This window comes from Vibrio sp. R-1 (genome assembly GCF_035615595.1).
In the GTDB taxonomy this organism is placed as follows: Bacteria; Pseudomonadota; Gammaproteobacteria; order Enterobacterales; family Vibrionaceae; genus Vibrio; species Vibrio cholerae.
In genome coordinates, this window is record NZ_WPDC01000018.1 from 1 (window position 1) to 26,512 (window position 26,512).

Sequence of the window (26,512 nt, forward strand, 5' to 3'; positions counted from 1 at the left end):
CAAATGGCTCCTCTTGTCTATTCATCTTCCGAATGCGGGGTCGATTCTGGCTCCGCTGAGGTTTCAATCTCAATCGCGGTCACGCGTTGCAAGCCACGGGGCAACAAAGCGCCACGGCGGCCGCGTTCGCCGCGGAAGTTATCCAAATCGCTCACCTTCAAGCCTAGCTTACGTTTGCCTGCATACAGGGTAATCGATGCGCCTTGTGGCAACACCATCAAGTTGGACAGCACTTCCTCACGGGTTTTCGCTTTCGCCGCAGGAATATTGATGATCTTGTTACCCTTACCTTTGCTCAGTTGCGGCAGATCCTTAATCGGGAACAGCAACATTCGCCCTTGGTTAGTAATCGCTAAAATCTCATCGTTATCGAGATCGGCGATCACTTGTGGCGTCATCACTTCCGAGTTTTCTGGCAAATTGATCAGCGCTTTACCACTGCGGTTTTTCGACAGTAGGTCATCACCTTTACACACAAAGCCGTAGCCAGCATCTGAACCCACCAACCAGAGCTGATCTTCCTCGCCCATCACAACCTGACGAATCGTAGTGCCTTCCGCTACGTTCAAACGCCCCGTGATCGGCTCACCTTGACCGCGCGCTGATGGCAGCGTGTGCGATTCGAGCGAGTAACTGCGGCCATCACTGCCCAAGAACACCGCTTGCTGGTTGCTCTTACCACAGGCATGAGTGAGGTAATTATCGCCCGCTTTGTAGTTCAGGCTTTGGCAATCCACATCATGACCTTTGGCGTGACGGATCCAGCCTTTTTCAGACAGCACGACGGTGATCGCTTCACTTGGCATCAAATCACGCTCGGTCAGCGCTTTGGCTTCTTCGCGTTCGACCAGTGGTGAGCGGCGATCATCGCCAAACTTGTCGGCATCCGCTTTTATCTCTTTTTTGAGCAGATTATTGAGGCGACGTTCAGAGCCGAGTAGCTCTTCCAATTTTTTGCGCTCTTTTTCTAGCTCATCTTGCTCACCGCGGATCTTCATCTCTTCCAGTTTCGCCAAGTGGCGTAACTTGGTATCTAAGATCGCGTCCGCTTGAATATCGGTCAGATCAAAGCGTGCCATCAACACCGCTTTCGGATCGTCTTCGTTGCGGATGATCTCAATCACTTCATCAAGGTTGAGATAAGCGATCAGCAAACCTTGCAAAATGTGCAAACGAGCCAGCACTTTATCGAGGCGATATTGCAAACGTGAGCGTACCGTTTCACGGCGGAAGGAGATCCACTCGCTCAAGATCTGCACTAAGCCTTTGACCTGAGGACGATTGTCGAGACCAATCATATTCAGGTTAACGCGGAAGCTCTTTTCCAGATCCGTTGAAGCGAACAAGTGGTTCATCAGCAGATCGCAATCGACGCGATTTGAGCGCGGCACGATCACGATACGCGTTGGGTTCTCGTGATCCGATTCATCGCGTAAGTCTTCCACCATCGGCAGTTTCTTAGCACGCATCTGCGCAGCGATCTGCTCCAGCAGCTTCGCGCCAGAGACTTGATGCGGCAGCGCGGTGATCACGATATCCGAGCCTTCTTTGCACCACACAGCACGCATTTTGATGCTGCCACGACCCGAACGATAGATCTTCTCTAGCTCAACCGTTGGGGTGATGATCTCTGCTTCAGTCGGGAAATCTGGGCCTTTGACGTACTGCATTATATCGGTCAGCGGCGCGTTAGGATTATCGATGAGGTGAATCGTCGCATCCGCCACTTCACGCACGTTGTGCGGTGGAATGTCGGTCGCCATACCTACCGCGATGCCGGTGACACCATTGAGCAGAATGTGCGGCAGACGCGCTGGCAACATTTTCGGCTCTTGCATGGTGCCATCAAAGTTTGGTTGCCAATCTACGGTGCCTTGGCCTAATTCGCTAAGCAGAATCTCGGCAAACTTTGACAGTTTGGCTTCGGTATAACGCATGGCCGCGAACGATTTCGGATCGTCCGGTGCACCCCAGTTACCTTGACCATCCACTAACGGATAGCGATAAGAGAATGGCTGCGCCATCAACACCATGGCTTCGTAGCAGGCCGAATCGCCATGCGGATGGTATTTACCCAGTACGTCACCCACGGTACGTGCTGATTTTTTGTATTTGGCCGATGCCGAGAGACCCAACTCAGACATGGCGTAGATGATGCGTCGTTGAACCGGTTTTAAGCCATCGCCAATGTAGGGCAAGGCACGGTCCATGATGACGTACATCGAATAGTTGAGATAAGCGTCTTCAGTAAATTTGCGCAGCGGCAGCTGTTCAACGCCATCAAAGCTGATTTCAGTAGACATTCGTTACACCTCTGCCATATCGCCGTTACGTTGCAGCCAAGCTCGGCGGTCATCCGCACGCTTTTTACCCAGCAGCATATCCATCATCTCGTCGGTCGCTTCTGCATCATCAATGGTCAGTTGCACCAAGCGGCGAGTGTTGGGATCCATCGTGGTTTCGCGCAATTGCAGCGGGTTCATTTCACCCAAGCCTTTAAAGCGTTGCACGTTCACTTTGGCTTTTTTCTGGCTCAGACGCTCTAACACGCCCTCTTTTTCCTGATCATCGAGTGCGTAGAACACCTCTTTACCACAGTCGATGCGGTAGAGCGGCGGCATGGCAACATAGACGTGACCGGCTTTCACCAGCGCGCGGAAATGGCGGGTAAATAGGGCGCAGAGCAAGGTCGCAATGTGCAGACCATCCGAGTCCGCATCGGCAAGGATACAGACCTTGCCGTAACGCAGTGCTTCGAGGTTATCGCTGTCAGGGTCAATCCCCAATGCAACTGAGATGTCGTGTACTTCTTGTGAAGCCAATACTTGATCGGCAGAAACTTCCCACGTATTAAGGATTTTACCGCGCAGTGGCATCACCGCTTGGAATTCACGATCCCGAGCTTGCTTCGCCGAGCCGCCCGCCGAATCCCCTTCCACCAGGAAGAGTTCGGTGCGGTTAAGGTCTTGCACTGTACAGTCGGTTAATTTACCCGGTAAGGCAGGGCCTGAAGCGATCTTCTTACGCACCACTTTCTTGCTGGCACGCATTCGGCTGTGCGCATTAGCAATACAAACTTCGGCTAACTGCTCTGCCAGTTGCGGTTTTTCGTTAAGCCACAAGCTGAAGGCATCTTTCACCACGCCGGAGACAAACGCCGCCGATTGGCGTGAAGAGAGGCGCTCTTTGGTTTGGCCAGCAAACTGCGGATCTTGCATCTTGATCGACAGCACATAAGCACAGCGGTCAAACACGTCCTCGCCTGTCAATTTTACCCCGCGTGGCAGCAGATTGCGGAACTCACAAAACTCGCGCATCGCATCCAGCAAGCCTTGGCGTAAACCGTTGACATGGGTACCACCTTGCGCAGTTGGGATCAGGTTAACGTAGCTTTCGGTGATGAGCTCGCCACCTTCGGGTAGCCAAATCACCGCCCACGTTGCCGCTTCGGTTTGCGCAGTAAATTCGCCGGTAAACGGCTCTTCCGGCAGTAAGGTATAACCTTTCACCCCTTCGGCCAGATAATCTTTTAGACCATCTTCGTACAACCAGCGGTGCTCGTTGTTATTGACCTTATCGGTAAAGATGATTTCTAAACCGGGGCAAAGTACCGCCTTGGCACGCAAGTTATTAATCAGGCGCGATACGGAGAAATTCGGTGAGTCAAAATATTTGGTGTCTGGCCAGAAATGGACGCTAGTACCGGTATTGCGACGGCCGCAAGTCCCCGTAACCGTCAGCTCAGTCACTTTATCGCCATGTTCAAAGGCAATTTCATACACTTGACCATCACGGCGAACCGCCACTTCTACCCGTTTGGAGAGCGCATTCACCACCGAAATACCCACCCCATGCAAGCCACCGGAAAATTGGTAGTTTTTGTTGGAAAACTTACCACCGGCGTGCAGTTTGCACAGGATAAGCTCCACCCCTGAGACCTTCTCTTCGGGGTGAATATCGACGGGCATGCCTCGCCCGTCATCAACCACTTCGAGCGATTGATCGGCATGAAGAATTACCTGAATTTTGGAGGCGTATCCGGCCAGCGCTTCATCGACGGAGTTGTCGATCACTTCTTGCCCAAGGTGATTGGGGCGCGTGGTGTCGGTATACATTCCCGGTCTGCGACGCACTGGTTCTAAGCCATTGAGAACCTCAATGGCCCCAGCATTATATTGTTCAGTCATAATACGGAATGCTTTATTTGCTCAATGATTGGTAACTTTATCAGCGCCGTGTGAAAACCTGATTTTTTGTGCATAAATTGTGCGAAAAATCGCATTATTTCAGGTGTTCATTTCAGCAAGCTGAACGATGGGAGCGAGAGGACACTGACCAAGCAAGCTCGCGTTCTGCCCTTACACCGCCTCACAGTTGGCGCTAAAGTCTAAGGGCAACATAGTCTGGAAGCCGCCCTCTGATGTCAAGGGCACAGCGCAAGGATCAGGTAAATTTATGAGGCTTTGCGCAGCAAAACGCAGATTGAATCCGAAAACAACAAAAGTCAGTCATCAATCAAAGTTCAAGGAAGTGAATAATCTGCTCTGGGTAACGTTCAAAATCCACAAAACTGTGGTCACCGCCCTCTTCCACGGTCAGTTTAGCCGCTTGGTACTTCTCAACCGCTTGTCGATAATCCAGCACTTCATCGCCTTTTTGCTGCAGTAGCCAAAAATCGCTTGGCTGTTTCAGCACTGGCGTATCGAGCGCTTTCAACTCATCAATATGACACGCTTCGAGCACGTAATGTTCTTGGGTGTAAGGATTAACCTGCTCACCGAGAAAATCGGCTAATAACTCGTAAGGCTTCACAGCAGGATTGATCAGTACCGCGCGAAAGCCAAATTGGGCATTTAACCAAGTGGAGAGATAACCGCCTAATGAACTACCGACCAACCCGATGCGATATTGCGCGCGATATTGCTCCACGACAGACAACAGATGCTGCGCCGCTTGCGCTGGAAAGCTTGGTAACTGGGGCACCACGACTTTGATATCAGGCCTGTGCTGCTGGCAATACTGCTGCATCACTTGCGCTTTGTGTGACAACGGTGAGCTGTTAAAGCCATGGATGTAGAGCAGCAAAGCAGGACGAGCAGTCATATCAGTATCCGTTCGAGTTAAAATCAGGTAAAAATCGGCCTTGTTTAAGTCGCTTCACTTGGGTGCTCACTTGTCCATCCGCGTGAAGGGTTAATTCACGCCAGCCGGGTGAGCAGTTATCTAACGCGAAATCTTGTGAATTAGGCTTAAACTGCACACAGGTTGAGGGGGTCGCCATCACACGCGCGCCAAGGTGAATACGATCCATATCCTGATGCACATGGCCACACAAAATGGCTTTCACATTACTGTGCTTGGCGACGACATCCCAAAAACGCTCGCTCTCTTTGAGTGTGTGCTGATCAAGCCAAGCACTTCCCACCAAGAGCGGATGATGGTGCAGCAGCACTAAAGTGTGACGCTCTGGGTACTCGGTCAGCTTGTTATCTAGCAGTTGTAACTGCTGCTCACTCAGTTTACCGTGCGGCACGCCAACCACTTGCGAATCGAGTAACACCACTTGCCAATGCTCCCCCAGCAGCACATGTTCAACGGCTTGAATTTGCTGAGTGGGCAGTACGCTGTGCATACTCGGTTTGTAATCATGATTACCGGGCAGCCAATAACACGCTTTTTTTAGCGGCTGAATACCGTGCACAAAGCGTTGATAAGACTCGGGTGTGTGGTCTTGCGAAATATCCCCGGTGGCGAGAATAGCATCAAATTCGACCTGCTCTTCACCAATGGCCGCAACCACAGCCGCAAAGCTGTCAGCCGTATTCACACTGAGCAAGCTACCATCTTCCACCGCGAACAAATGGGTGTCCGTGATCTGAATAAGCTTGATCGATGAATCCTCTGATTGAGACGACACTTTCAAAATCGGTAAACCTAACTCTGTTATTTATTGTGATAGGGTGATTGGACTGCGACTGATGCCATGCTTGAGGCAGAAAGTCAGCCAATCGCCTAAAAAGCGATTCAGTTGCGCTTTTTCATCGGGTTGCACCATGTTTTCGTTCGGATAATCATAGCGCGCTTGCACTCGACCTAACTGTTCACTACTGCAAACCTCGGCCACGCGAGCATCGTGGTACAGCCTGACAGACATGGTCGGCAATGGAAATACTGACAAGTCATCACTTTGACAGACCTCCAACAAAGTTGTGTACTTTGTGACCTCTAGCACTTGCAGTTGGTAGGTCATTTGAGCAGCTTGGTAACAACGCACCTCTCCGACCTCCGGCTGCGCAGGCAGCAGAGCATTCAGTTTGGCGTAGTTGGTCTCATATACCCGCATTAATTCAGGGAGATCAACATGATACGGTTTTTTAACTGTCAATTGACTCATTACTCGTTACTGCCATTGCTGTTGTAATGGCTGATAATTCAGCGCCAACCACTGTAAGGCAATGATTGATGCTCCATTTTCAATTCGCCCATCTTTGACCAATTGATACGCTTCAGTCCGACTCATCACATGCACTTTGATGTCCTCTCCTTCACAGTCTAAACCATGAATGCCACCCGCTTGTGAACAATCGACTTCACCTATAAAGACATCCAATTTTTCAGAACATCCCCCAGAAGAAGGATAATAAGAGGTAATTTTTTCAATTCTGCCTACGCTCAGCCCTGCTTCTTCTACCGCTTCACGGCGCACGACTTGTTCAGCACTCTCATCGGTATCAATCACTCCAGCGACAATTTCCAGTTGCCAAGGCTGTGCATGTTCTAGCGCACCGACGCGGATCTGTTCGATGATCACCACTTGGTCACGAATAGGATCGTACGGCAACATCGCCGCGGCATGGCCACGTTCAAACATTTCACGCTCAACTGGCTCACTCCAGCCTCCCGCAAAACGTTTATGCTTAAAACGGTACTTCACCATGCGGAAAAAACCTTTAAACAGTGTCTCTTTATTAAGGATTTCGACATCTTTCTTATTAAAAGAGACTGGCTGCTGATTCGCGTCTTGCATTCGTACCTCCTATTGATGAACTTTATAGTTTACTCGTGGAATTTGCCGACTACCAAGTGATGGCTCAACTTTTTATATAAAAATTATCTTATTTTTTAAGTGTCTCATGATTTTTATTGCACAGTTGGATAGTTAAGTGTAAAAAAGTGCAAAGTTTCGAGTGAATTACCATCAATTTGAGTTAAACTCTTGAGGAATAAATCCTTTCACATCACGTCAGGAATAGGACCGATGAAAAAACTGCTTCCATTATTTGTTAGTGCTGCGCTAGGCACACTAAGCTCTGCCGTTTGGGCAGAAAACCTGGCAGAGATTTATAACCAAGCAAAAGAAAATGATCCCCAATTACTCAGCGTAGCGGCTCAACGTGATGCTGCGTTTGAAGCGGTGACTTCTAGCCGTAGTGCCCTTTTACCACAAATTAATCTGACGGCGGGTTACAACATCAACCGCAGTGATCAAGACCCACGCGAAAGTGATCTTCTCTCTGCAGGCATCAACTTTTCACAAGAACTGTACCAACGTTCTAGCTGGGTAAGCTTAGATACGGCTGAGAAAAAAGCCCGCCAAGCAGACTCTCAATACGCTGCCACGCAACAAGGCTTAATCTTACGTGTGGCGAAGGCTTATTTTGAAGTGCTCCGCGCTCAAGATAACCTTGAATTCGTGCGCGCCGAAAAAGCGGCGGTGGGTCGCCAATTAGAGCAAACCAAGCAACGCTTTGAAGTCGGTTTGTCAGCGATTACCGACGTACATGATGCACAGGCACAATTCGATGGTGTATTAGCCGATGAAGTGTTGGCGGAAAACAGCCTCACCAATAGCTATGAAGCTCTGCGTGAAATTACGGGTCAGGAATACTCTAAGCTTGCGGTGCTCGATACCAAACGTTTTGCTGCGAGTCGCACGACCGAATCGAGCGAAGCGTTGATCGAAAAAGCGCAACAACAAAACTTATCGCTGCTCGCTGCTCGTATCAGTCAAGATGTCGCACGTGACAACATTTCGCTTGCCAGCTCTGGCCATCTGCCATCACTGACCTTAGATGGTGGTTACAACTATGGCAACAATAGCAACGACAATGCGAAAAACACTTCAGGCGAAGAGTACAACGATTTCAAAATCGGCGTGAACCTCAAAGTACCGCTGTACACAGGTGGCAACACCACGTCACTGACCAAGCAGGCTGAATTTGCGTATGTAGCCGCCAGTCAAGATCTGGAAGCCGCTTACCGCTCAGTGGTTAAAGATGTGCGTGCGTACAACAACAACATCAACGCTTCAATTGGTGCACTGCGTGCTTATGAGCAGGCAGTGATTTCTGCGAAGTCAGCACTGGAAGCGACCGAAGCAGGTTTTGATGTCGGTACGCGTACCATTGTCGATGTACTCGATGCCACACGTCGCCTGTATGATGCGAACAAAAATCTCTCGAATGCTCGCTATGACTACATTCTCAGTGTGCTGCAACTGCGCCAAGCGATTGGTACTCTGAGTGAGCAAGACGTGATGGATGTCAACGCAGGCCTAAAAGTCGCGAAGAAGTAATCCATCTCTTTTGAGCTGCATGAAATAAATCATGAAATAAATGAAGGGGCCACTTGGCCCCTTTTGCTATATGTCGATTAAGCAGTTGATAAGTATCACATTACTTATCAATCCACGTTAACCACGACCACCTTTGATCGCTTCGATGATTTCGGTGGTTGAGCAGCCTTCTTCAAAGTTCAATACTTTGACTTCACCACCCGCGGCAATCACTTCTTTGCCACCCGCAATCTCTTCCGGTTTGTAGTCGCCACCTTTCACCAGTAGATTTGGCAACACGGCTGCGATCAAACGCTGTGGTGTATCTTCGCTAAATGGCACAACCCAGTCCACCGCGCCAAGACCCGCCAATACCGCCATACGACGATCGGTACTGTTGACCGGACGGCCAGGGCCTTTCAAGCGTTTCACCGATTCATCGGTGTTCACCGCAACGATTAAGCGATCGCCAAGCTCTGCCGCATGGTTAAGATAGGAAACATGGCCGGCGTGCAGAATGTCAAAACAGCCGTTGGTCATCACAACTTTTTCGCCGCGCGCTTGCGCTTTTTTCACGGCTTCAATCAGAGCATCTTCACTGATCACGCCATAGTCAGTGTCTTTGCTGCCGTGCACGGCTTCCGCCAATTCAATGGTAGAAACAGTAGACGTACCCAGTTTACCGACCACCACACCGGCGGCAGCATTAGCCAGAGCACAAGCTTCATCCAGCGCTTTACCTGCCGCAACCGACGCCGCAAGCACAGAAATGACCGTATCCCCGGCGCCTGTTACGTCATACACTTCTTTGGCTTGGGTGGGTAAATGGAAAGGTTCCAGTCCACGGCGCAGCAGAGTCATACCGTGTTCGCTACGAGTCACCAGTAATGCGCCGAGATCGAACTTTTCAATCAGGGCAAAACCTTTTTCAACCAGCTCTTGCTCAGATTTGACTTTGCCGACCACAGCTTCAAATTCAGACATGTTTGGCGTAAGCAACGATGCACCACGATAGCGTTCAAAGTCGCTGCCCTTAGGATCGATAAATACAGGTACACCAGCCGCCTTGGCTTTCTGAATAAACTGCTGTACGTGCTCTAACGCACCTTTCGCGTAGTCAGACAAGATCACCGCGCGCACTTTAGGTAACGCACTTTCCATGCGCGATAAGATAAGCTGCGCATCCGTGTTTTCGAATTTGTCTTCAAAATCGAGACGGATCAACTGCTGACCGCGGCTCAATACACGCAATTTAGTGATGGTCGGGTAATCCGGCAGCGCCACAAAATCACAATGGACTTTCAGTGAGGTGAGCTTGTTGGCAAGCACATTCGCCGGCTCATCTTGCCCTGTCAGACCAATGATGTGCGCGTGACCACCTAAAGAAGCGATGTTCATCGCAACGTTAGCGGCACCGCCCGGACGCTCTTCACTCTGCTCTACTTTCACTACAGGTACTGGTGCTTCCGGCGAGATACGTCCCGTTGGGCCATACCAGTAACGGTCAAGCATGACATCACCGACAATTAACACACCCGCTTTGCTGTAGTCAGGTAGCACTGGTTTCATTCTCAATCTCCAATATTCAGATTGGGGCGGAGTTTATCACAGCCGCCAAGGTGGCAGAAGTGCTCAACCGAGCCACTGCTGCCAAGCTTGTATCACTTGTTCACGTTCAACCACAAATTGTGAATCTCGCACATCGGCCGATTGATTGAGTAAATTACGGCGATGAATCTGGTCGCGCATACTGGTGTAGGCATGAGTCAGAGCCAGCGCTTGTGACTCGCTCATCACTTGATGGTTCATCAAGGATTCAAAAATGCGTACGTTATCCGACCAACGCGTTAACTTAGGTTGTTGATGACTGAAGCGTAAGACCAGATATTGCGCTAAAAATTCAATATCGGTGATCCCGCCTTCATCTTGCTTGAGCATAAAGCGCCCCGCTTTTTTACCGCCGAGATGGTCACGCATTTTGATCCGCATCTCGACCACCTCTTGTTTAAGCTTGTGCTCCTCTCGGGGCAAACAGAGAATCTGATGCCGAGTGTTGGCAAACGCTTGTTGCAGCGGCGCATCACCATAGATCATCCGCGCGCGAACTAGGGCTTGATGCTCCCAAGTCCATGCTTCTTGACGCTGATATTCATCAAAGGCATCGGTTGGACTCACGAGCAAACCGGATGCACCAGAGGGGCGCAGTCTGGTATCGACTTCATACAAAATACCCGAGGCTGTGCGGGTAGAGAAAATATGAATGATGCGCTGTGCTAAACGTAGATAGAACTGGCGGCCATCAATGCTTTTCTCGCCATCCGTGTTCACCTCAACTGGGCAGTCGTGCATAAATACGATGTCGAGGTCGGAGCTATACCCCAGCTCCCAGCCTCCGACTTTGCCATAGCCCACCACCGCAAAACCTCGGCCATCACGATCTTTGAGATGAGTAGGTTCGCCGTATTTACTGCTCACTTGCAACCAAGCTTGACTCACGACCGCTTCAACAATCGCTTCGGCAAGATAGGTTAAGTGGTCACTCACTTTCATCACCGGAAGCACGCCAGCGATATCCGCTGCGGCAATCCGCAGGATTGAGATTTGCTTAAATTGGCGCAGCCCTTCCATCTGCTGCTCCATATCTTCTTCTGGAATGCGCGCCAGAAAATCCCGCAGCTCGGTTTGATAAGACTCCAATGGAATTGGGTTATACAGATGCTGTGGATCAATCAGCTCATCAAGCAAGATAGGATAACGCGCGAGCTGCTCGGAAATCATTGGGCTAGCGGTACACAAGCGCACCAATTGCACCAAAGCAGCGGGATGCTCATCGAGCAGTTCAAGGTAAGTGGTGCGTGTGGCGATACTGTGCAGCAATGCCAATACGCGCGACAAACCAAATTCTGCATCGGGATGAGCAAACACGGCCTGATACACTTTCGGCATTAACCGGTTAAGCACCTCGCGCCCACGCGGGCCAATGGTGCGTTTAGCCAGATCATCTTTAAATTGAGTGATGGTGCGAATTTGCTCACCTGCTTCGCTCAACCCAAGATCCTGCTCAATGATGTGTTCAATCACGTCCGGTTTATGCGCCATATCCCACAGCTCATGGAAATGACGAGCGACCGTGTGTTCCTCTTCTTCGTCTTCTTCGCCAATCAAAGTGGCAAACACGCGATGCACGCGCTGCATGTGTTCGCTCACCTCACGCTGTAAACTTGGCCAGTCGGCCAATCCGATTGCGATCGCCAGACGCAACTGATCGTCTTCTTTATCCGGTAACGTTTGAGTTTGCTTATCGGCCATCGCTTGCAGCAAGTTTTCTAAGCGGCGCAAAAAGCGGTAAGCATCACGCAAATCTTGCACTTGTTCGCGCGTTAGCAGTTCAAGCTCCGCAATCGCATCCAAGGTTTCTAGCAAGCCGCGTTTGCGCAGGCTTGGCTCGCGGCCACCGCGGATCAATTGGAACACTTGCGCAATAAATTCCACTTCACGGATACCGCCCGCACCGAGCTTGATGTTGTTACTCAAGCCACGACGGCGCACTTCGCTGCTGATCATGGATTTCATTCGGCGTAGGGATTGAATGGCACTGAAATCGATATAACGGCGAAACACAAACGGGCGCAGCATCTGGCGCAGCTCTTGGTATTGCGGGTACATTTCCCGCCCCATCACTCGCGCTTTGATCATCGCGTAGCGTTCCCAATCACGCCCCTGCTCTTGGTAGTAATCCTCTAATGCGGCATAGCTCATCGCGAGTGGGCCGCTGTCACCAAACGGGCGCAAGCGCATATCGACTCGGTAACAAAAACCATCCGGTGTGGATTGATCCAGTAGCTTGATCAAGCGCTGACCTAAGCGTGTGAAAAATTGCGCATTGGCAATCGAACGGCGCGCGCCTTGCGTCTCGCCATTTTCAGGATAAGTAAAAATCAGATCGATATCAGAGGAGAAGTTGAGCTCACCGCCACCGAGTTTGCCCATTCCGATGATCAGCATGGGCTGCGCTTCCCCTTGCGCATTACAAGGCGTGCCCATTTCCAGACAGCAGCGTTGATAGAGCCATTGATAGCTTTCAAAGATCAGCGCTTCCGCCAGTTGGGAAAGGTGAGAAAGGCTCTCTTCTAATGTCCAGCTCGCACGAAAATCCCGCCATGCGATATACACCATCTCTTGGTTACGAAACTGGCGTAAACGCTTCTGCGCGACCGCTTCATCCTGACACTCGGCCAACCACTGCGCTAATTCACTGCGATAATTTTGCTCACGGCTTGGCTCGGCTAATAACGAGGGGAGCACCTGACACAATGGGTCATCGCGCTGCAAGGTTTGGGCTACAAACTGGCTTAAACCGAGCACATAGCGCAATTGACTCAGTACAGACGAAGGCCAGTTGGCGATGTGTGGATGTTCAGAAATCAGTGATTGATAATGCAATTCGGCGGTCGGCAAAAGCGCGCTGGGCAGTGACATGATGCTTCCTTGTCTTTGAATGTTCACTAGTTATATCGCAAACTCTGGCGGAAAAAAAACGCCCACAGAGCAGTTGTGGGCGCTTGACGAATAATTTTTTGCGGTTTTGCTCAATAGCTCGGCCTACACGCGAAATGCGGTAATTTTTCTATCCAGCTCTTCAGCGTTACTTTGCATGATTTCTGAGGTTTCGAGCAGCTCAGTCATCACAGTGACCGAACCTTCCACCAACTCACGCACATTGTTGAGGTTTTCGTTCATCTCTTCGGCCACATTGCTTTGCTGACCTGCTGCTGCGGCAATTTGGAAGTTCATGTCATTGAGCAATTGAACCTGATTAACGATGCCATCCAACTCGCTACCAGCGTTGGTGATGAGCTCTACCCCATCAGCCGCTTGCACCACACTTTTTTCCATTAAATTCACAGCGCTATTGGCACTAGTTTGCAGCTGTGAAATCATCTCTTGGATTTCAACGGTCGCATTTTGGGTACGCTGTGCCAAATTTCGCACTTCATCGGCAACCACAGCAAAACCGCGCCCGGCTTCTCCTGCTCGCGCCGCTTCAATCGCCGCGTTCAGTGCCAGCAAATTGGTTTGCTCTGAAATGCTGCGAATCGTGCCCACCACGCTGCTGATCGCCACTACTCGTTCTTCCACCTGATTGACGGCTTGCGCAGAAGAGCTGATGTCTTTCGAAAGCTCACTCATTTTACTGATGGTGCTTTTGACAAACTGCTGACCGGTTTGAGCCTGCTGAGACGCATTTTCGGTTAAGGAAGAGGCGTTCTGCGCATGTTCCGCGACCGTTTGAACCGTTGACGACATCTCACTCATCGCTGTGGCCAATTGGTCAATTTCGTTGAACTCTTCTTGCGCTGAATCTTTGGTCTCCGACATGCTCAGGGTCATCACTTCAGTGAGCGAGGTCAGCTCTTGCGAGGCATCAATTTGCAATTTGATCAGGTCTTGCAGCTGGCGGCGGGTTTTCTCCAGCTCGCGCGCGACATCCCCATACTCATCTTTACAATCCATTTTGATCGGCTCTGAGAGGTTACGCTGCGCCATCAGCTTGATCACATCACTCAGATACTGAGTTTGTCGCAGCATGACGCGCGCGGCAAACAGCAACAGCACCACAAACACCACAATCAGTAACAAGGTTTGCCAGAACACTTGCACCAGATAGTTATCGTAGTGCTGCTGTGCGACTTCCACACTATTGGTCGCAGCCAATAAAGATTGGTAAAAGATATCTGCGTCCCAAAGCTGCTTGCCAATGATCAACACCGTGCTGAATACCATCAGCATCACCATTTTCGGGACGAGACGAACATCTGTAATTACCCGCTCCCACGGCTTAAACGACATCGTTGCCATTGTCAGTTCTCCATTCTTTTTGATTGCCACTGAGTGAGGATGCAAAAGATCCGCAACCTATTATTTCGAGCCTCGTATGAAAGCCGATAATATCAAAAATGAAACAAAACCCATCAGTTTGTTATCGCTAATTCTCTTATTCATCACGCTATTTGTGATCTTTGACTTATACCCAAATGACTTGGAGTTGCAGGTAGGCATCAAGTGAGTTCATATCAATGGGCATAGACAGACTATGTGATTGGGATGAACAAACGTAGCCAACACCACCGCAGCTTCAAGTAGGAAGGGGATATTATCTCTATCCATCACTCATCAAACTCACTATGTGTTATCGGCATAAACTGGCGTATCTAGAGTCTTTTCTCGCGATAACGAGATGTGGGCATGCATAGTGAAAGCTCACCAAGATGGGGATACACGATAAAAAGAAAAGGGAAGCACCCGCCTCCCTTATTTATCTATATCAATACGTTAACCAGAGCTACTCACGCCAATACGGATGCGCTTCAACACCCATCGTGCGGCTTTGCTCCATCGCATGCAAAATGGAGTTCTCTTGACGAATCAGCCAACGTTTCAGTTGATCTTGCTCTTCACCTTGTAGCAGATCCACCAAACGCTCTAATGGTTTGAGGCGCAATAAATCATCAATACCGTGCAACAAATCCGCCCACGGCATCCGAAATGCCTGACGGTTTTCAGCATCGTATAAACTTGCAAAACTCACCCCAGTGTAAAGGTTACGCATTAGGCGATACTGCTGATCGAGGTATTCTTGTACGGTTAAGGTTTTACCCGGTGGAAAAGCTTCCATCAACTCCGCCCATGTGCGGTCAAGTTGTTTTACGGAAAACGCTTCCAGCGGCTGCGCCATTTTTTCGCGTGCTTTGTCATCTAAAAACGGCTGCCAACCACGTGTCAGCACCCAACGACTTAGATCCAGTAACAAGCCGGTATAACGGGCGCTGCTCAGTAAACGCAGTGTATCTTCACGCTGTGGCAGACTCTCTTGCAAGGTTTTCAACGCGGTGACTAAAAACTTACGCGCATCCAGTTTACGCAGCGCGTAACCTTTGTCTTCTTGCAAACTTTCCAGATATTCAAACTCTTTTAGCCACTGTAACTCTTGTTCTAACCATTTGAGCTCTTGGCGCAAAATCGCGCTGGCGCGGCGCGGAGTGATGCCGCCGTAGACGGAAAGCAGTTGGCGCAGGTAACTCACTGCATGACGAATTTCGTGCAATGCCGCCACGTTTTCACGTTCGGTATAGATTTGCTCATGATAATGCCAGTGCGCTAACGCATGTTCTAAAGCACGAATAAAGCAAGACTCGGCAGTGTCATTTTTATCGACACTGACCAAGGCCATGGGTTGGATTTCATCACCCGAATAATTGGCAGCGAGGCGATAGCCACGAGCTGCTTTACTAAGATTCCCTAAGCGCATACCGCCATGCTCACAAAGCTGGCGCGCTAAGGTAAACAGTGCATCGGTTTGACCAGACTTAAGTTCCAGCTCCACTTCACAAATCGGCTCTTGGCGATCGCCCGCCACCACAAGACCTTGATCAAAGGCGACTTCCACTTGGCTACCATCAGCCATGCTAATCAGCCACTGTTCACGAGTGAAGTCGGTCGAAAAGAGCGGCATGAGTTCGGCTTGTAGCTGAGTCAGCTCTTTTCCTTGCGGCCAGATATCGGCAGGATGCAGAGAAAGATCGGGCTCATTACTGTGATGTTCGGCATTGAACTCCGGACGCTGATGTAGACCGGCGACCACACGACCTGCGGTTTTCACCGTTTGGACATACACCTCATCAAAACGACGGATGCGCAGTCCAATATCATGCTGACGCAACCAGTTATCGGAGGTATCAAAGTACGTGTTTCCTAACTCCCGACAGCTGTGCTGAAGAACTTTGGTTTCAGAAATCTTCGCGCGTAAGATGGTTGAAAAATCTGGAGAAACAAAAAACTTCAGTTCTATCTCGGTTTCCATAGTTATCCCTTTCGATGCAGATGCCGACAGGATATTGCCTTATAGACACCGGAGCAAGAGAGAAATATCGGCCCAATCATGATCTAAAACAGTTTTATTGCGACGGTGTTTGGGTTAACATGCGCGCCTTTATAGCCAACGCTCAACATTTCACCATATTATGGTGTATGTTATTTCAAGGTTATAGTTATTAGGTTGAATGACCATGCCAGTAAATACAATCATGGGGTTATTTGCAAAGTCCCCGATTAAGCCTTTGCAACGCCACGTAGTGTGTGTGAATGAATGTTGCTCACACCTGATCAATTTCTTTGAAGTTTGTAACAAAGGTGATTGGGAAAAAGCGGGCGAAATTCGTGCACAAATTTCTCACCTAGAGAAAGAAGCTGACGTGTTAAAGCGTGAAATCCGCCTTAAACTTCCTCGCGGTCTATTCATGCCGGTTGATCGTAGTGACATGCTGGAACTACTGACTCAACAAGATAAATTAGCAAACCTCGCCAAAGACATTGCGGGCCGTGTATATGGCCGTCAGCTTGTCATCCCTGAGCCTCTCCAAGAAAACTTCATTGCTTATGTTAGACGTTGCTTAGATGCGGCTAACCAAGCGCAGAATGTGATCAACGAGCTCGACGAGTTATTGGAAACTGGATTCAAAGGTCGTGAGGTAACTCTCGTGGCTGAAATGATCCATCAACTGGATGTGATTGAAGATGACACCGATTCCATGCAGATTCGCCTACGCCAACAGCTGATGGCCATCGAATCGAAAATGAATCCAATTGATGTCATGTTCTTGTACAAAATTCTGGAATGGGTGGGCGGCATTGCCGACCAAGCGCAGCGCGTTGGTGCTCGCTTAGAGCTTATGCTTTCTCGTTCTTAAATTTAAAAGTTAACCAAATAACGAAGAGCAACCACAGTATGACGACCTGCTAGGCGATGAGTATTTTCTACGCTGAAGGTCGTTATCTGCGTCAAAAACAAGCTTGGGTTGCTCCGCTTGTTATCAACAACTAGGTATTACGATGGAAATCCTTGCGAACTACGGCACCGTCTTGATTATTGTGGCAGCTGTCTTCGGTTTCTTGATGGCGATTGGTATTGGTGCAAACGATGTTGCCAATGCAATGGGCACTTCAGTAGGTTCAAAAGCACTCACCGTTAAACAAGCCATTATTATTGCGATGATTTTTGAATTCGCAGGCGCTTACTTAGCCGGTGGTGAAGTGACAGAAACGATCCGTAATGGGGTGATTGAAACCTCTCTCTTCGCAGATAAACCCGATGTGCTGATTTACGGCATGATGTCAGCACTTCTTGCCGCAGGCACTTGGTTGCTGGTGGCGTCTTACATGGGCTGGCCAGTCTCTACCACTCACTCTATCATCGGCGCTATTATTGGTTTCGCGTGCGTTTCTGTCGGTACAGAAGCGGTCGATTGGAGCTCAGTAAAAGGCATTGTCGGCAGTTGGATTATTACTCCGGTGATTTCAGGCTTCTTTGCGTACCTCATTTTCGTCAGCGCACAACGCCTCATTTTCGATACAGAAAAACCGCTGATCAATGCCAAGCGTTTCGTGCCGGTATACATGTTCATCACCACTATGGTGATTGCTCTGGTTACCATCAAAAAAGGTCTTAAACACGTCGGCCTGCATCTTTCGAGCTCAGAAGCTTGGATGTGGTCCGCGGTGGTTTCTGCCATCGTGATGGTCGGCGGCTATCTCTACATTCAGAAGAAATTTGCTAATCGCGATGAAGACCATGGTTTCGCGGGTGTGGAAAGCATCTTCAGTATCCTGATGGTGATCACCGCGTGTGCTATGGCTTTTGCGCACGGCTCAAACGACGTAGCGAACGCGATTGGTCCTTTGTCTGCGGTGGTTTCAACCGTTGAACACATGGGTGAAGTGGCCGCGAAGAGCTCTATCGCATGGTGGATTCTTCCTCTGGGTGGTTTTGGTATCGTCGTCGGTCTCGCAACATTAGGTCACAAAGTGATGGCAACCATAGGTACTGGCATTACAGAATTGACGCCAAGCCGTGGTTTTGCAGCTCAGCTAGCAACCGCTTCAACTGTGGTTCTAGCTTCAGGCACAGGCTTACCGATTTCAACTACGCAAACTCTGGTTGGTGCAGTACTGGGTGTTGGTTTCGCACGTGGTATTGCTGCACTGAACTTAGGAGTGGTACGTAACATCGTTGCCTCTTGGGTCGTCACTCTACCGGCAGGCGCACTCTTAGCCGTGGTTTTTTTCTACGCGATTCAAGCAGTGTTTGTCGGCTAAGCCGCAGTAAGCTCAGTGTTAGCGAACTGTCATTATTGACTCAAACGCACAGAAAGGGAGGCTTAGCCTCCCTTCTTTGTTGCAGCGCTTGCTAAAACTGCATACTATTTGCCACAAACTTTATGAGACTTATCGCCAAATCTATCTTTAAAATAAGGGATTTACTGTGAAAAAACTGATCTGCATGGTGCTCTTTTCCATGTTGGCTGCACCAACGTTCGCGCAAGACCGCTACATCGCGGACAAACTCTTTACTTACATGCATTCAGGCCCAAGTAACCAATACCGTATTCTCGGCAGCATTGACGCCGGAGAAAAGGTGAAGCTGATTGAGGTGAACAAAGAGAGTGGTTATAGCCATATTGCTGATGAGCGCGGCCGTACAGGTTGGGTTGAAAGCCGTTTTATCACTCGTGAAGTGAGCAATACTCTGCGCTTACCGGCGCTAGAAAAAGAGCTAGAGGAAGTGAAAAAGCTGTTAGCCAATGCTCGTCAAAATGCCGATAGTGAAAAAGCAGGATTAGCGGAATCACTTGAACTGCGTAACCAACAAATTGCCGATCTAGAGCGTAACTATGCCGACATCAGCAAGCAGCTGACCGATTCACAAAGCGAAATTCGTGAACTGCGCGCCAAGCTCGATACGCAAAAAGAAGATCTGTTACTGAAATACTTCACCTACGGTGGTGGTGTTGCCGGTATCGGTTTACTGCTTGGCTTGGTATTACCACATATTATTCCTCGCCGTAAACGCCACCCTGCCGGATGGGCATAAGCGGAATTCATCGCATAGCAAAACGGTCACGCAAGTGACCGTTTTGTTTTCGCTCTCTTTCATCGTCGGGCAATAAGCGTTGGTCAATGCCCTAACCTTTCCAATCATACAGTGCCGGGATCTCAATCTCCTCTCCGCCAAAGATAATCACACTGCTTTGTGGTTTGATACTCTCTAGCTTCACTTCTGGTGTCAGCATATCCCCTTCGCGGTACTCTACTCCATTCACTTTTATCCAGCGTTTTTGTTCATTACTGGAAAAAGCGTGCATCTGAAAATTCAGTGCGGGAAGCTGCCCTTGATAACGATCACTGTGCTGAGTTAATGGCACCGCCGCAGAGGTTGGTGTGCTTGGGGTGGCTGGTTCACTGGATTGATCGCGCATAATCGCCTGCACGCGCAACGCTAATTCAGGCGAAAGCTGAGTTAAATCGAGATCGCCCAACGCCTGATTTGACGCGCTCTGCTGACCAGATGCTTGGATTGTCGCCGGTGGAGCCACAATGTTGTCGGCTAGCGCAGTCACATCCTCTTCTGGATAGGGTTCATCGAGTACTGATTCGACAAAGGTAGGTTGCAGATCCTGAAATTCGGGATACGCTAGACGCTCTAATGGCGCATCAACTTCTACCGTTGTCGGCTCGGTTTGTCGATTAGCCACTTCCTGCTGCACTAGTTCATAGCGTTGGTAAGTCATCACTCCCGCTGTCACTAACCCCGGAACGAGCCACAGCGCTAAATGCAACCAGCGTGACGTATTCATCGCTGTGGGTTCTTGCTCGGTATAAGTGCGACGACTGACAGGCTGAGCTTGCAGATACTTTTGTTGAGACTGCTTCAAGGCATTCATCACTTTTGACATTAGCCTTCCTCCTTCAAACTCGGCGCTTGCTGCTGGGTCAATAGCTCAAGGCGGCGTAAGGTTTGTCTTCCTGCGATACCATCAACGTGCATGTTCTGCCAACGTTGGAATAACTCGACTTTACGCGACAAATCCTTATCAAATTGCTCACGTGGGCGTTCAGGTTCACCCAACACTTGCGCCAATTTGCTCTCGAGCAAGGCAACATCGGCTCCCTGCATTCCCTGCTTTAATGTTCGAGAAAAACCGGCCTGCCAAAGTAGCGAAAATTGCCCATTCCATAACGGCTCTAGCCATTGGCGGGCAATACGATAACGTTCGCCTCCCACCAACAGCTCCGCTTGATCGCCCGTTAAGCGATACAGCACCGCGTAAGTGGGCACATCATCCATCATTAAAGTGAGTACAGCGGGCAAATCGTAAGTTTGCAGCGTTGACCAATCGCCCGTCTGCTCTTCACACCAAAGCACCGCATCTGCTTGAGTCTGACAAAACTGCTCCAGCACCGAGGCTTGATAGCCCCAGACCGCATACAGAGTTTCAAGGGCATGCTCGCTGCTCGTCGCGTTGAGTAACGCAGTGCGTAACGCTTGTGGGAAAACTCTCTGCTCGGTCGGCGGCACCACTTCAGGTAACGGAAAATAGTGTTGCATAACCCGATCAAGCTGAGGCGGTAATTGCCATGCCAGTACGACGGCCAGAGCTATCCCCCCCAATGCGCTGGAGAGATAAGAGAGCTTAGGTACAGGAGGTTTGGCCGAGGCCAGTTGATAAACAGAAGATTGAAAGCTCATCACCTCTTGGCAGGCGAGCTTAATTCTCGCTAGGCTCAGCGTTGGTTCACCCGCTTGATACGCTTGCTTTAACACCGCATCACACACCAAATTGATTAAGCGCGGAATACCGTGAGTTTGCTCTGCAATCCACTGACAGGCTTTACGATTAAACAACTCAGGGTTACCGCTGGCTTGTTCAATCCGAAAGCGGATGTAGTCGGCCGTTTGCTCTTCATTCAATGGCAATAAATGGTAGCGTCCAGTGATCCGCTGGGCGAGCTGGCGCAACTGCGGCAAACGCAGTTTTTCTTGCAACTCGGGCTGGCCAATCAGCAGTACTTTAAGCAGTTTATGGCTCTCGGTTTCCAAATTGGTCAGCAGGCGTAGCTGCTCCAACACATCCGGTGCCAAGTGCTGCGCTTCATCAATCATCAGAAGTACTTGTATGCCTTGCGCATGCTCGGCTAACAAAAACTCATGCAGTACTTGCGTGAGTTTCTTCAAGGTCGCCTTCTTCGGATAGCTGACCTCAAATTCATCGCAGATCGCTTCCAATAGCTCCAGATCCGAGAAAGTGGGATTGAGGATCATGCCCGCGCGCGTTTTGCCCGGCAAACTCGCCAGAATCGCTCGCGCGACAGTGGTTTTTCCCGTCCCGACTTCTCCGGTGAGCATGGCAAAGCCGCCGCCATCGCCCAATCCGGCTTGCAGGTGTACTATGGCTTCCTGATGACGCTGACTCAGGTAGAGATAACGCGCATTGGGGACGATAGAAAACGGTAGTTCGTCAAACCCAAAGAAGTTCAGATACATGCTTGTTGACCCTATTCATCGCAGTGGGTGCAACGTATCATTGCTGACTAAGATTAGCCAATGTCATTGATGCAATTTTTTGAGACTCTACGATGCAAATTTACCTCGTTGGCGGCGCAGTGCGCGATCAATTGCTGCAACTTCCGGTTTACGACCGTGATTGGGTGGTGGTCGGCAGTAGCCCACAAGCTATGTTAGCGGCAGGCTTTCAAGCCGTCGGAAAAGATTTTCCGGTGTTTTTGCATCCGAACAGTAAAGAAGAACATGCCCTTGCCCGTACCGAGCGCAAAACCGGCGTAGGTTACACTGGCTTTGCTTGCCACTATGCTCCAGACGTGACTTTGGAAGACGATCTGCTGCGCCGCGATCTGACCATCAATGCGATGGCGCAAGATGGCTCAGGGCAACTGATTGATCCTTATGGCGGTCAGCGCGATCTCGCCGCGAAAGTGCTGCGCCATGTTTCGCCCGCGTTTGTGGAAGATCCCTTGCGTGTGCTGCGCGTGGCGCGCTTTGCGGCCAAGCTGCATCACCTAGGTTTCACCGTTGCCGAAGAGACGATGCAGTTAATGGCGAAGATTGCGCAATCGGGCGAGTTGCAGCACTTAACCGCCGAGCGTGTGTGGCAAGAGTGGCATAAGTCGCTCTCGACCCATCATCCCGAAGTGTTTTTGCAGGTGTTACGTGATTGCGGCGCATTGGCTGTGGTGCTGCCTGAAATCGATCGCTTGTTCGGCGTGCCACAACCGGAAAAATGGCACCCAGAGATCGACACTGGTATTCACATGTTAATGGTCGCCAAACAAGCCGCACAACTTTCTGACTCCCTTCCCGTGCGTTTTGCCGCGCAAGTGCATGATTTAGGAAAAGGCGTGACCCCACCTTCTGAATGGCCCAGACATAAATTGCACTGCCATACCGGGCTTAAGATCATTGAATCATTGTGCGAGCGCATTCGCGTGCCTAATGAGTTTCGCGATTTAGCGCTCGCGGTGTGCGCGCAGCATTCCAATATCCATCGTGCGGACGAGTTAAAGCCTGCCACCAAGCTTAAAGTGCTGGGGCTTTTGGATGTGTGGCGCAAACCGGAGCGTCTTGAGCAAGTGCTACTGTGCTGTGAAGCGGATCATCGTGGCCGTTTAGGTTTAGAGAGTGAGCCGTATCCGCAGCGTGAGATTTTCCTGCGTGCCTACCAAGCCGCCCTTGGCGTAGCAGTTCAAGCCGTGATAGCGGATGGCTTTCAAGGCAAGCATATCAAAGAAGAGTTGGATAAACGGCGCGTATCGGCAATCGAGGATCTGTAGTTGATTGCCTGCAACCGTAGAAAGCAAAACGCCCTGCAATGCAGGGCGTTTTTTATCGCGAGACTGTTATCGTTAACAGTCGCGAAGGCGCTCGCTTAAAATTAAGCTTGGCCTTTCACTTCTTTCAGACCGTTGAAAGGAGCACGTGAACCCAGAGCTTCTTCGATACGGATCAGTTGGTTGTACTTAGCAACACGGTCAGAACGGCTCATAGAACCCGTCTTGATTTGACCTGCAGCAGTACCTACCGCTAGGTCAGCGATAGTTGCGTCTTCAGTTTCGCCTGAACGGTGAGAGATAACTGCAGTGTAGCCAGCATCTTTTGCCATCTTGATCGCAGCCAGAGTTTCAGTCAGAGAACCGATTTGGTTGAACTTGATCAGGATAGAGTTAGCGATACCGTTGTCGATACCACGCTTCAAGATCTTGGTGTTTGTTACGAACAGATCGTCACCAACGATTTGGATTTTCTTACCCAGTTTCTCAGTTTGGTATGCGAAACCTTCCCAGTCAGACTCGTCCAGACCGTCTTCGATAGAAACGATTGGGAACTTCTCAGTCAGCTCTTCTAGGAAATCAGAGAAACCGTTAGAAGTGAAGATACGACCTTCGCCTTTCAGGTTGTATTCTTTCTTCTCTGCGTCGTAGAACTCAGAAGCCGCACAGTCCATCGCCAGTGTGATGTCAGTACCCAGTTTGTAACCTGCAGCCGCAACCGCTTCAGCGATAACTTCTAGCGCTTCTGCGTTAGATTTCAGGTTAGGAGCGAAACCACCTTCGTCACCCACTGCAGTGTTGTAGCCTTTAGACTTCAGTACTTTAGCTAGGTTATGGAACACTTCTGCGCCCATACGTACTGCTTCTTTCAGAGTTTTTGCGCCAACAGGTTGGATCATGAACTCTTGGATGTCTACGTTGTTGTCAGCGTGCTCACCACCGTTGATGATGTTCATCATTGGTAGAGGCATTGAGAATACGCCAGGAGTGCCGTTCAGCTCAGCGATGTGCTCGTATAGAGGCATGCCTTTTGCTGCCGCTGCTGCTTTCGCGTTTGCTAGAGAAACCGCTAGAATCGCGTTTGCACCGAAGTTTGACTTGTTCTCAGTACCGTCTAGGTCGATCATGATTTGGTCAATAGTTGCTTGATCTTTTGCATCTTTGCCAACCAGAGCGTCTGCGATTGGACCATTAACCGCAGCCAGCGCTTTCAGAACGCCTTTACCTAGGAAACGAGACTTGTCACCGTCACGCAGTTCAAGCGCTTCACGAGAACCAGTAGAAGCACCAGATGGAGCTGCTGCCATACCAACGAAACCACCTTCTAGATGAACTTCTGCTTCTACCGTTGGGTTACCACGTGAGTCGATGATTTCACGACCTAGAACTTTAACGATCTTAGACATTAATGTTTCCTCTCAATTGAATTTAAATGTCAAAACTAAAAGGGTAGCCACACTGCTAAAGTGGCTACCCGTATCCTTTTACTTCAATTCACCGCGTTGGAACTGACCCGCTGCTTTTACAAAGCCAGCAAACAGAGGGTGACCATCGCGTGGGGTTGAGGTGAACTCTGGGTGGAACTGCGCTGCCACAAACCATGGGTGAGCAGGGTTCTCAATCACTTCAACCAGCTTCTTATCTGCTGACAGACCAGAAACCTTCAAACCTGCTTTTTCAATCTGAGGACGCAGCAGGTTGTTGACTTCGTAACGGTGGCGGTGACGCTCATGAATGGTTGCGCTACCGTACAACTCGTACGCTTTAGTGCCTTTCTCAAGGTGGCATAGCTGTGAACCTAGACGCATGGTGCCGCCCAGATCCGATTTTTCGCTACGCTCTTCGACATTGCCTTCACCATCTACCCATTCCGTGATCAAACCAACCACTGGATATTTGGTGTTTTTATTGAATTCGGTTGAGTGTGCACCTTCCATACCCGCTACGTTGCGCGCGTATTCGATGAGTGCCACTTGCATACCCAAGCAGATGCCAAGGTAAGGAATTTTGTTTTCACGTGCATATTGCGCTGCACGGATTTTGCCTTCGATACCACGATCGCCAAAACCACCCGGTACCAAAATCGCATCCAGACCATTGAGCACATCGGTGCCTTTGGTTTCAACGTCTTGTGAATCTACGTATTTGATGGTCACGCTCAGACGGTTCTTCAGACCGGCGTGTTTCAGGGCTTCGTTGACCGATTTGTAAGCATCTGGCAGTTCAGTGTACTTACCAACCATACCGATAGTCACTTCACCGGTTGGGTTCGCTTCTTCGTAAATCACCTGTTCCCATTCAGAGAGATCCGCTTCTGGCGCGTTAATGCCAAAACGTGCACACACCAGATCATCCAACCCTTGAGAGCGGATCAGTTGTGGGATCTTGTAGATAGAATCCACGTCTTTCATTGAGATAACGGCTTTTTCAGGCACGTTACAGAACAGAGCAATTTTCTTACGCTCGTTGGCTGGGATCATACGATCGCTACGGCAAACCAGAATGTCTGGCTGAATACCGATAGAAAGCAGTTCTTTTACCGAGTGTTGGGTTGGCTTTGTTTTCACTTCGCCCGCTGCCGCTAGGTAAGGAACCAGCGTCAGATGCATGAACATAGCGTGCTCACGGCCCACTTCGATAGCAAGCTGACGGATCGCTTCCATAAATGGTAGTGATTCGATATCACCGACAGTACCGCCAACTTCAACGATAGCGATGTCGTGGCCTTCTGAACCCGCAATCACACGATCTTTGATCGCGTTCGTGATATGAGGAATAACCTGAATCGTGGCACCTAGGTAGTCGCCACGGCGCTCTTTGCGCAGAACATCAGCGTAAACACGACCTGCGGTAAAGTTGTTGCGCTTGGTCATCTTGGTACGAATGAAACGCTCGTAGTGACCAAGGTCTAGGTCGGTTTCTGCGCCATCTTCCGTAACGAACACTTCACCGTGTTGAGTTGGGCTCATAGTGCCCGGATCAACGTTGATGTAAGGGTCAAGCTTCATCATGGTCACTTTAAGACCACGAGCTTCAAGAATCGCTGCAAGGGATGCTGCTGCAATACCTTTACCTAGAGAGGATACAACCCCGCCAGTAACAAAAATATAATTTGTCGTCATGTTTAACCTGAAATTGGTTGAATGAGGGAAATGGATTTCTTCTGGACGGGACGAAACTATACCAGAAGGCCCCCATTGCCACAACGTGAAATCTATCACACTCAATTTTTTATTTTTTGCTTCAAATCAAACCAAATTGAAGCAAACACTGTGTTGG

Annotated in this window: 19 protein-coding genes; 5 read left to right on the forward strand and 14 right to left on the reverse strand. The window is 49.8% G+C overall.

All coding sequences use genetic code 11. From position 1 onward, the window contains the following. Window positions 1-17: 17 nt before the first annotated feature. The 6 genes from parC to nudF form a co-directional block, all read right to left on the reverse strand. A complete protein-coding gene (gene parC / locus GOU96_RS06115) occupies window positions 18-2,303 on the reverse strand; it encodes a DNA topoisomerase IV subunit A (protein WP_267781488.1) in 2,286 nt (761 codons plus the stop codon). A 3-nt stretch (window positions 2,304-2,306) separates the two neighbouring features. After that, window positions 2,307-4,187: a DNA topoisomerase IV subunit B gene (parE, locus tag GOU96_RS06120; protein ID WP_267781490.1), complete on the reverse strand. Its 1,881-nt coding sequence runs from the start codon at window positions 4,185-4,187 to the stop codon at window positions 2,307-2,309. A 328-nt stretch (window positions 4,188-4,515) separates the two neighbouring features. After that, a complete protein-coding gene (gene yqiA / locus GOU96_RS06125; RefSeq protein ID WP_046127056.1) occupies window positions 4,516-5,103 on the reverse strand; it encodes an esterase YqiA in 588 nt (195 codons plus the stop codon). 1 nt (window position 5,104) lies between these two features. Next, a complete protein-coding gene (gene cpdA, locus GOU96_RS06130; protein WP_258501321.1) occupies window positions 5,105-5,917 on the reverse strand; it encodes a 3',5'-cyclic-AMP phosphodiesterase in 813 nt (270 codons plus the stop codon). A 30-nt stretch (window positions 5,918-5,947) separates the two neighbouring features. After that, entirely contained in the window at window positions 5,948-6,394 is a 447-nt protein-coding gene (locus GOU96_RS06135; protein ID WP_000080926.1) for a DUF1249 family protein, read from the reverse strand. Window positions 6,395-6,400: 6 nt separating this feature from the next. Further along, complete coding sequence (nudF, locus tag GOU96_RS06140) at window positions 6,401-7,027, reverse strand: ADP-ribose diphosphatase (protein ID WP_001150034.1); 627 nt, start codon at window positions 7,025-7,027, stop codon at window positions 6,401-6,403. A 231-nt stretch (window positions 7,028-7,258) separates the two neighbouring features. Here nudF and tolC point away from each other — a divergent pair, with 231 nt between their 5' ends. Then, window positions 7,259-8,575 carry an outer membrane channel protein TolC gene (tolC, locus tag GOU96_RS06145; RefSeq protein WP_000735334.1) on the forward strand — a complete coding sequence of 439 codons (1,317 nt, stop codon included), beginning with the start codon at window positions 7,259-7,261 and terminating at the stop codon, window positions 8,573-8,575. A 117-nt stretch (window positions 8,576-8,692) separates the two neighbouring features. Here tolC and hldE read toward each other — a convergent pair whose 3' ends face one another. The 4 genes from hldE to GOU96_RS06165 all read right to left on the reverse strand — a co-directional run bounded on the left by hldE (window position 8,693) and on the right by GOU96_RS06165 (window position 16,415). Next, on the reverse strand, window positions 8,693-10,123 hold the full coding sequence (gene hldE / locus GOU96_RS06150) for a bifunctional D-glycero-beta-D-manno-heptose-7-phosphate kinase/D-glycero-beta-D-manno-heptose 1-phosphate adenylyltransferase HldE (protein ID WP_000805771.1): 1,431 nt from the start codon (window positions 10,121-10,123) through the stop codon (window positions 8,693-8,695). A 63-nt stretch (window positions 10,124-10,186) separates the two neighbouring features. Further along, window positions 10,187-13,033, reverse strand: a complete 2,847-nt coding sequence (glnE, locus tag GOU96_RS06155) for a bifunctional [glutamate--ammonia ligase]-adenylyl-L-tyrosine phosphorylase/[glutamate--ammonia-ligase] adenylyltransferase (protein WP_175247949.1) — start codon at window positions 13,031-13,033, stop codon at window positions 10,187-10,189. Between the two features lie 123 nt (window positions 13,034-13,156). Next, window positions 13,157-14,413: a methyl-accepting chemotaxis protein gene (locus GOU96_RS06160; protein WP_000224551.1), complete on the reverse strand. Its 1,257-nt coding sequence runs from the start codon at window positions 14,411-14,413 to the stop codon at window positions 13,157-13,159. Window positions 14,414-14,897: 484 nt separating this feature from the next. Further along, window positions 14,898-16,415, reverse strand: a complete 1,518-nt coding sequence (locus tag GOU96_RS06165; RefSeq protein ID WP_267781495.1) for an inorganic triphosphatase — start codon at window positions 16,413-16,415, stop codon at window positions 14,898-14,900. 205 nt (window positions 16,416-16,620) lie between these two features. On the opposite strand from GOU96_RS06165, the gene GOU96_RS06170 reads away from it, so the two are divergent. The 3 genes from GOU96_RS06170 (at window position 16,621) to GOU96_RS06180 (ending at window position 19,481) form a co-directional block, all read left to right on the forward strand. After that, on the forward strand, window positions 16,621-17,301 hold the full coding sequence (locus GOU96_RS06170) for a TIGR00153 family protein (RefSeq protein WP_001911782.1): 681 nt from the start codon (window positions 16,621-16,623) through the stop codon (window positions 17,299-17,301). 142 nt (window positions 17,302-17,443) lie between these two features. After that, a complete protein-coding gene (locus tag GOU96_RS06175; RefSeq protein WP_000404204.1) occupies window positions 17,444-18,706 on the forward strand; it encodes an inorganic phosphate transporter in 1,263 nt (420 codons plus the stop codon). A 166-nt stretch (window positions 18,707-18,872) separates the two neighbouring features. Further along, window positions 18,873-19,481 (forward strand): TIGR04211 family SH3 domain-containing protein, encoded by a 609-nt coding sequence (locus GOU96_RS06180; RefSeq protein WP_000733229.1) that lies wholly within the window; start codon window positions 18,873-18,875, stop codon window positions 19,479-19,481. Between the two features lie 91 nt (window positions 19,482-19,572). On the opposite strand, the gene GOU96_RS06185 is transcribed toward GOU96_RS06180, so the two are convergent. After that, entirely contained in the window at window positions 19,573-20,343 is a 771-nt protein-coding gene (locus tag GOU96_RS06185) for a general secretion pathway protein GspB (RefSeq protein ID WP_071179873.1), read from the reverse strand. After that, window positions 20,343-21,932, reverse strand: coding sequence for an AAA family ATPase (locus tag GOU96_RS06190; RefSeq protein WP_207803655.1), 1,590 nt, complete (start codon window positions 21,930-21,932; stop codon window positions 20,343-20,345). Before GOU96_RS06190 ends, GOU96_RS06185 begins: the two co-directional genes overlap by 1 nt. Before the next feature lie 92 nt (window positions 21,933-22,024). Between GOU96_RS06190 and GOU96_RS06195 the strand changes: the two genes are divergently transcribed. After that, a complete protein-coding gene (locus GOU96_RS06195) occupies window positions 22,025-23,236 on the forward strand; it encodes a multifunctional CCA addition/repair protein (protein WP_267781499.1) in 1,212 nt (403 codons plus the stop codon). Window positions 23,237-23,337: 101 nt separating this feature from the next. Here GOU96_RS06195 and eno read toward each other — a convergent pair whose 3' ends face one another. Next, on the reverse strand, window positions 23,338-24,639 hold the full coding sequence (gene eno / locus GOU96_RS06200; protein ID WP_000036741.1) for a phosphopyruvate hydratase: 1,302 nt from the start codon (window positions 24,637-24,639) through the stop codon (window positions 23,338-23,340). A 78-nt stretch (window positions 24,640-24,717) separates the two neighbouring features. Then, window positions 24,718-26,355, reverse strand: coding sequence for a CTP synthase (locus GOU96_RS06205; RefSeq protein ID WP_000210846.1), 1,638 nt, complete (start codon window positions 26,353-26,355; stop codon window positions 24,718-24,720). Window positions 26,356-26,512: the final 157 nt, after the last annotated feature.

What these genes read in the sequence shown, in the direction of transcription:
- GOU96_RS06165 (WP_267781495.1), bottom strand. Translation starts at nt 16,415, where the DNA reads ATGGAAACCGAGATAGAACTGAAGTTTTTTGTTTCTCCAGATTTTTCA.
- GOU96_RS06190 (WP_207803655.1), bottom strand. Translation starts at nt 21,932, where the DNA reads ATGTATCTGAACTTCTTTGGGTTTGACGAACTACCGTTTTCTATCGTC.
- GOU96_RS06175 (WP_000404204.1), top strand. Translation starts at nt 17,444, where the DNA reads ATGGAAATCCTTGCGAACTACGGCACCGTCTTGATTATTGTGGCAGCT.
- GOU96_RS06170 (WP_001911782.1), top strand. Translation starts at nt 16,621, where the DNA reads ATGCCAGTAAATACAATCATGGGGTTATTTGCAAAGTCCCCGATTAAG.
- GOU96_RS06135 (WP_000080926.1), bottom strand. Translation starts at nt 6,394, where the DNA reads ATGAGTCAATTGACAGTTAAAAAACCGTATCATGTTGATCTCCCTGAA.
- tolC (WP_000735334.1), top strand. Translation starts at nt 7,259, where the DNA reads ATGAAAAAACTGCTTCCATTATTTGTTAGTGCTGCGCTAGGCACACTA.
- eno (WP_000036741.1), bottom strand. Translation starts at nt 24,639, where the DNA reads ATGTCTAAGATCGTTAAAGTTCTAGGTCGTGAAATCATCGACTCACGT.
- GOU96_RS06160 (WP_000224551.1), bottom strand. Translation starts at nt 14,413, where the DNA reads ATGGCAACGATGTCGTTTAAGCCGTGGGAGCGGGTAATTACAGATGTT.
- yqiA (WP_046127056.1), bottom strand. Translation starts at nt 5,103, where the DNA reads ATGACTGCTCGTCCTGCTTTGCTGCTCTACATCCATGGCTTTAACAGC.
- parE (WP_267781490.1), bottom strand. Translation starts at nt 4,187, where the DNA reads ATGACTGAACAATATAATGCTGGGGCCATTGAGGTTCTCAATGGCTTA.
- glnE (WP_175247949.1), bottom strand. Translation starts at nt 13,033, where the DNA reads ATGTCACTGCCCAGCGCGCTTTTGCCGACCGCCGAATTGCATTATCAA.
- nudF (WP_001150034.1), bottom strand. Translation starts at nt 7,027, where the DNA reads ATGCAAGACGCGAATCAGCAGCCAGTCTCTTTTAATAAGAAAGATGTC.
- hldE (WP_000805771.1), bottom strand. Translation starts at nt 10,123, where the DNA reads ATGAAACCAGTGCTACCTGACTACAGCAAAGCGGGTGTGTTAATTGTC.
- GOU96_RS06195 (WP_267781499.1), top strand. Translation starts at nt 22,025, where the DNA reads ATGCAAATTTACCTCGTTGGCGGCGCAGTGCGCGATCAATTGCTGCAA.
- parC (WP_267781488.1), bottom strand. Translation starts at nt 2,303, where the DNA reads ATGTCTACTGAAATCAGCTTTGATGGCGTTGAACAGCTGCCGCTGCGC.
- GOU96_RS06185 (WP_071179873.1), bottom strand. Translation starts at nt 20,343, where the DNA reads ATGTCAAAAGTGATGAATGCCTTGAAGCAGTCTCAACAAAAGTATCTG.
- GOU96_RS06205 (WP_000210846.1), bottom strand. Translation starts at nt 26,355, where the DNA reads ATGACGACAAATTATATTTTTGTTACTGGCGGGGTTGTATCCTCTCTA.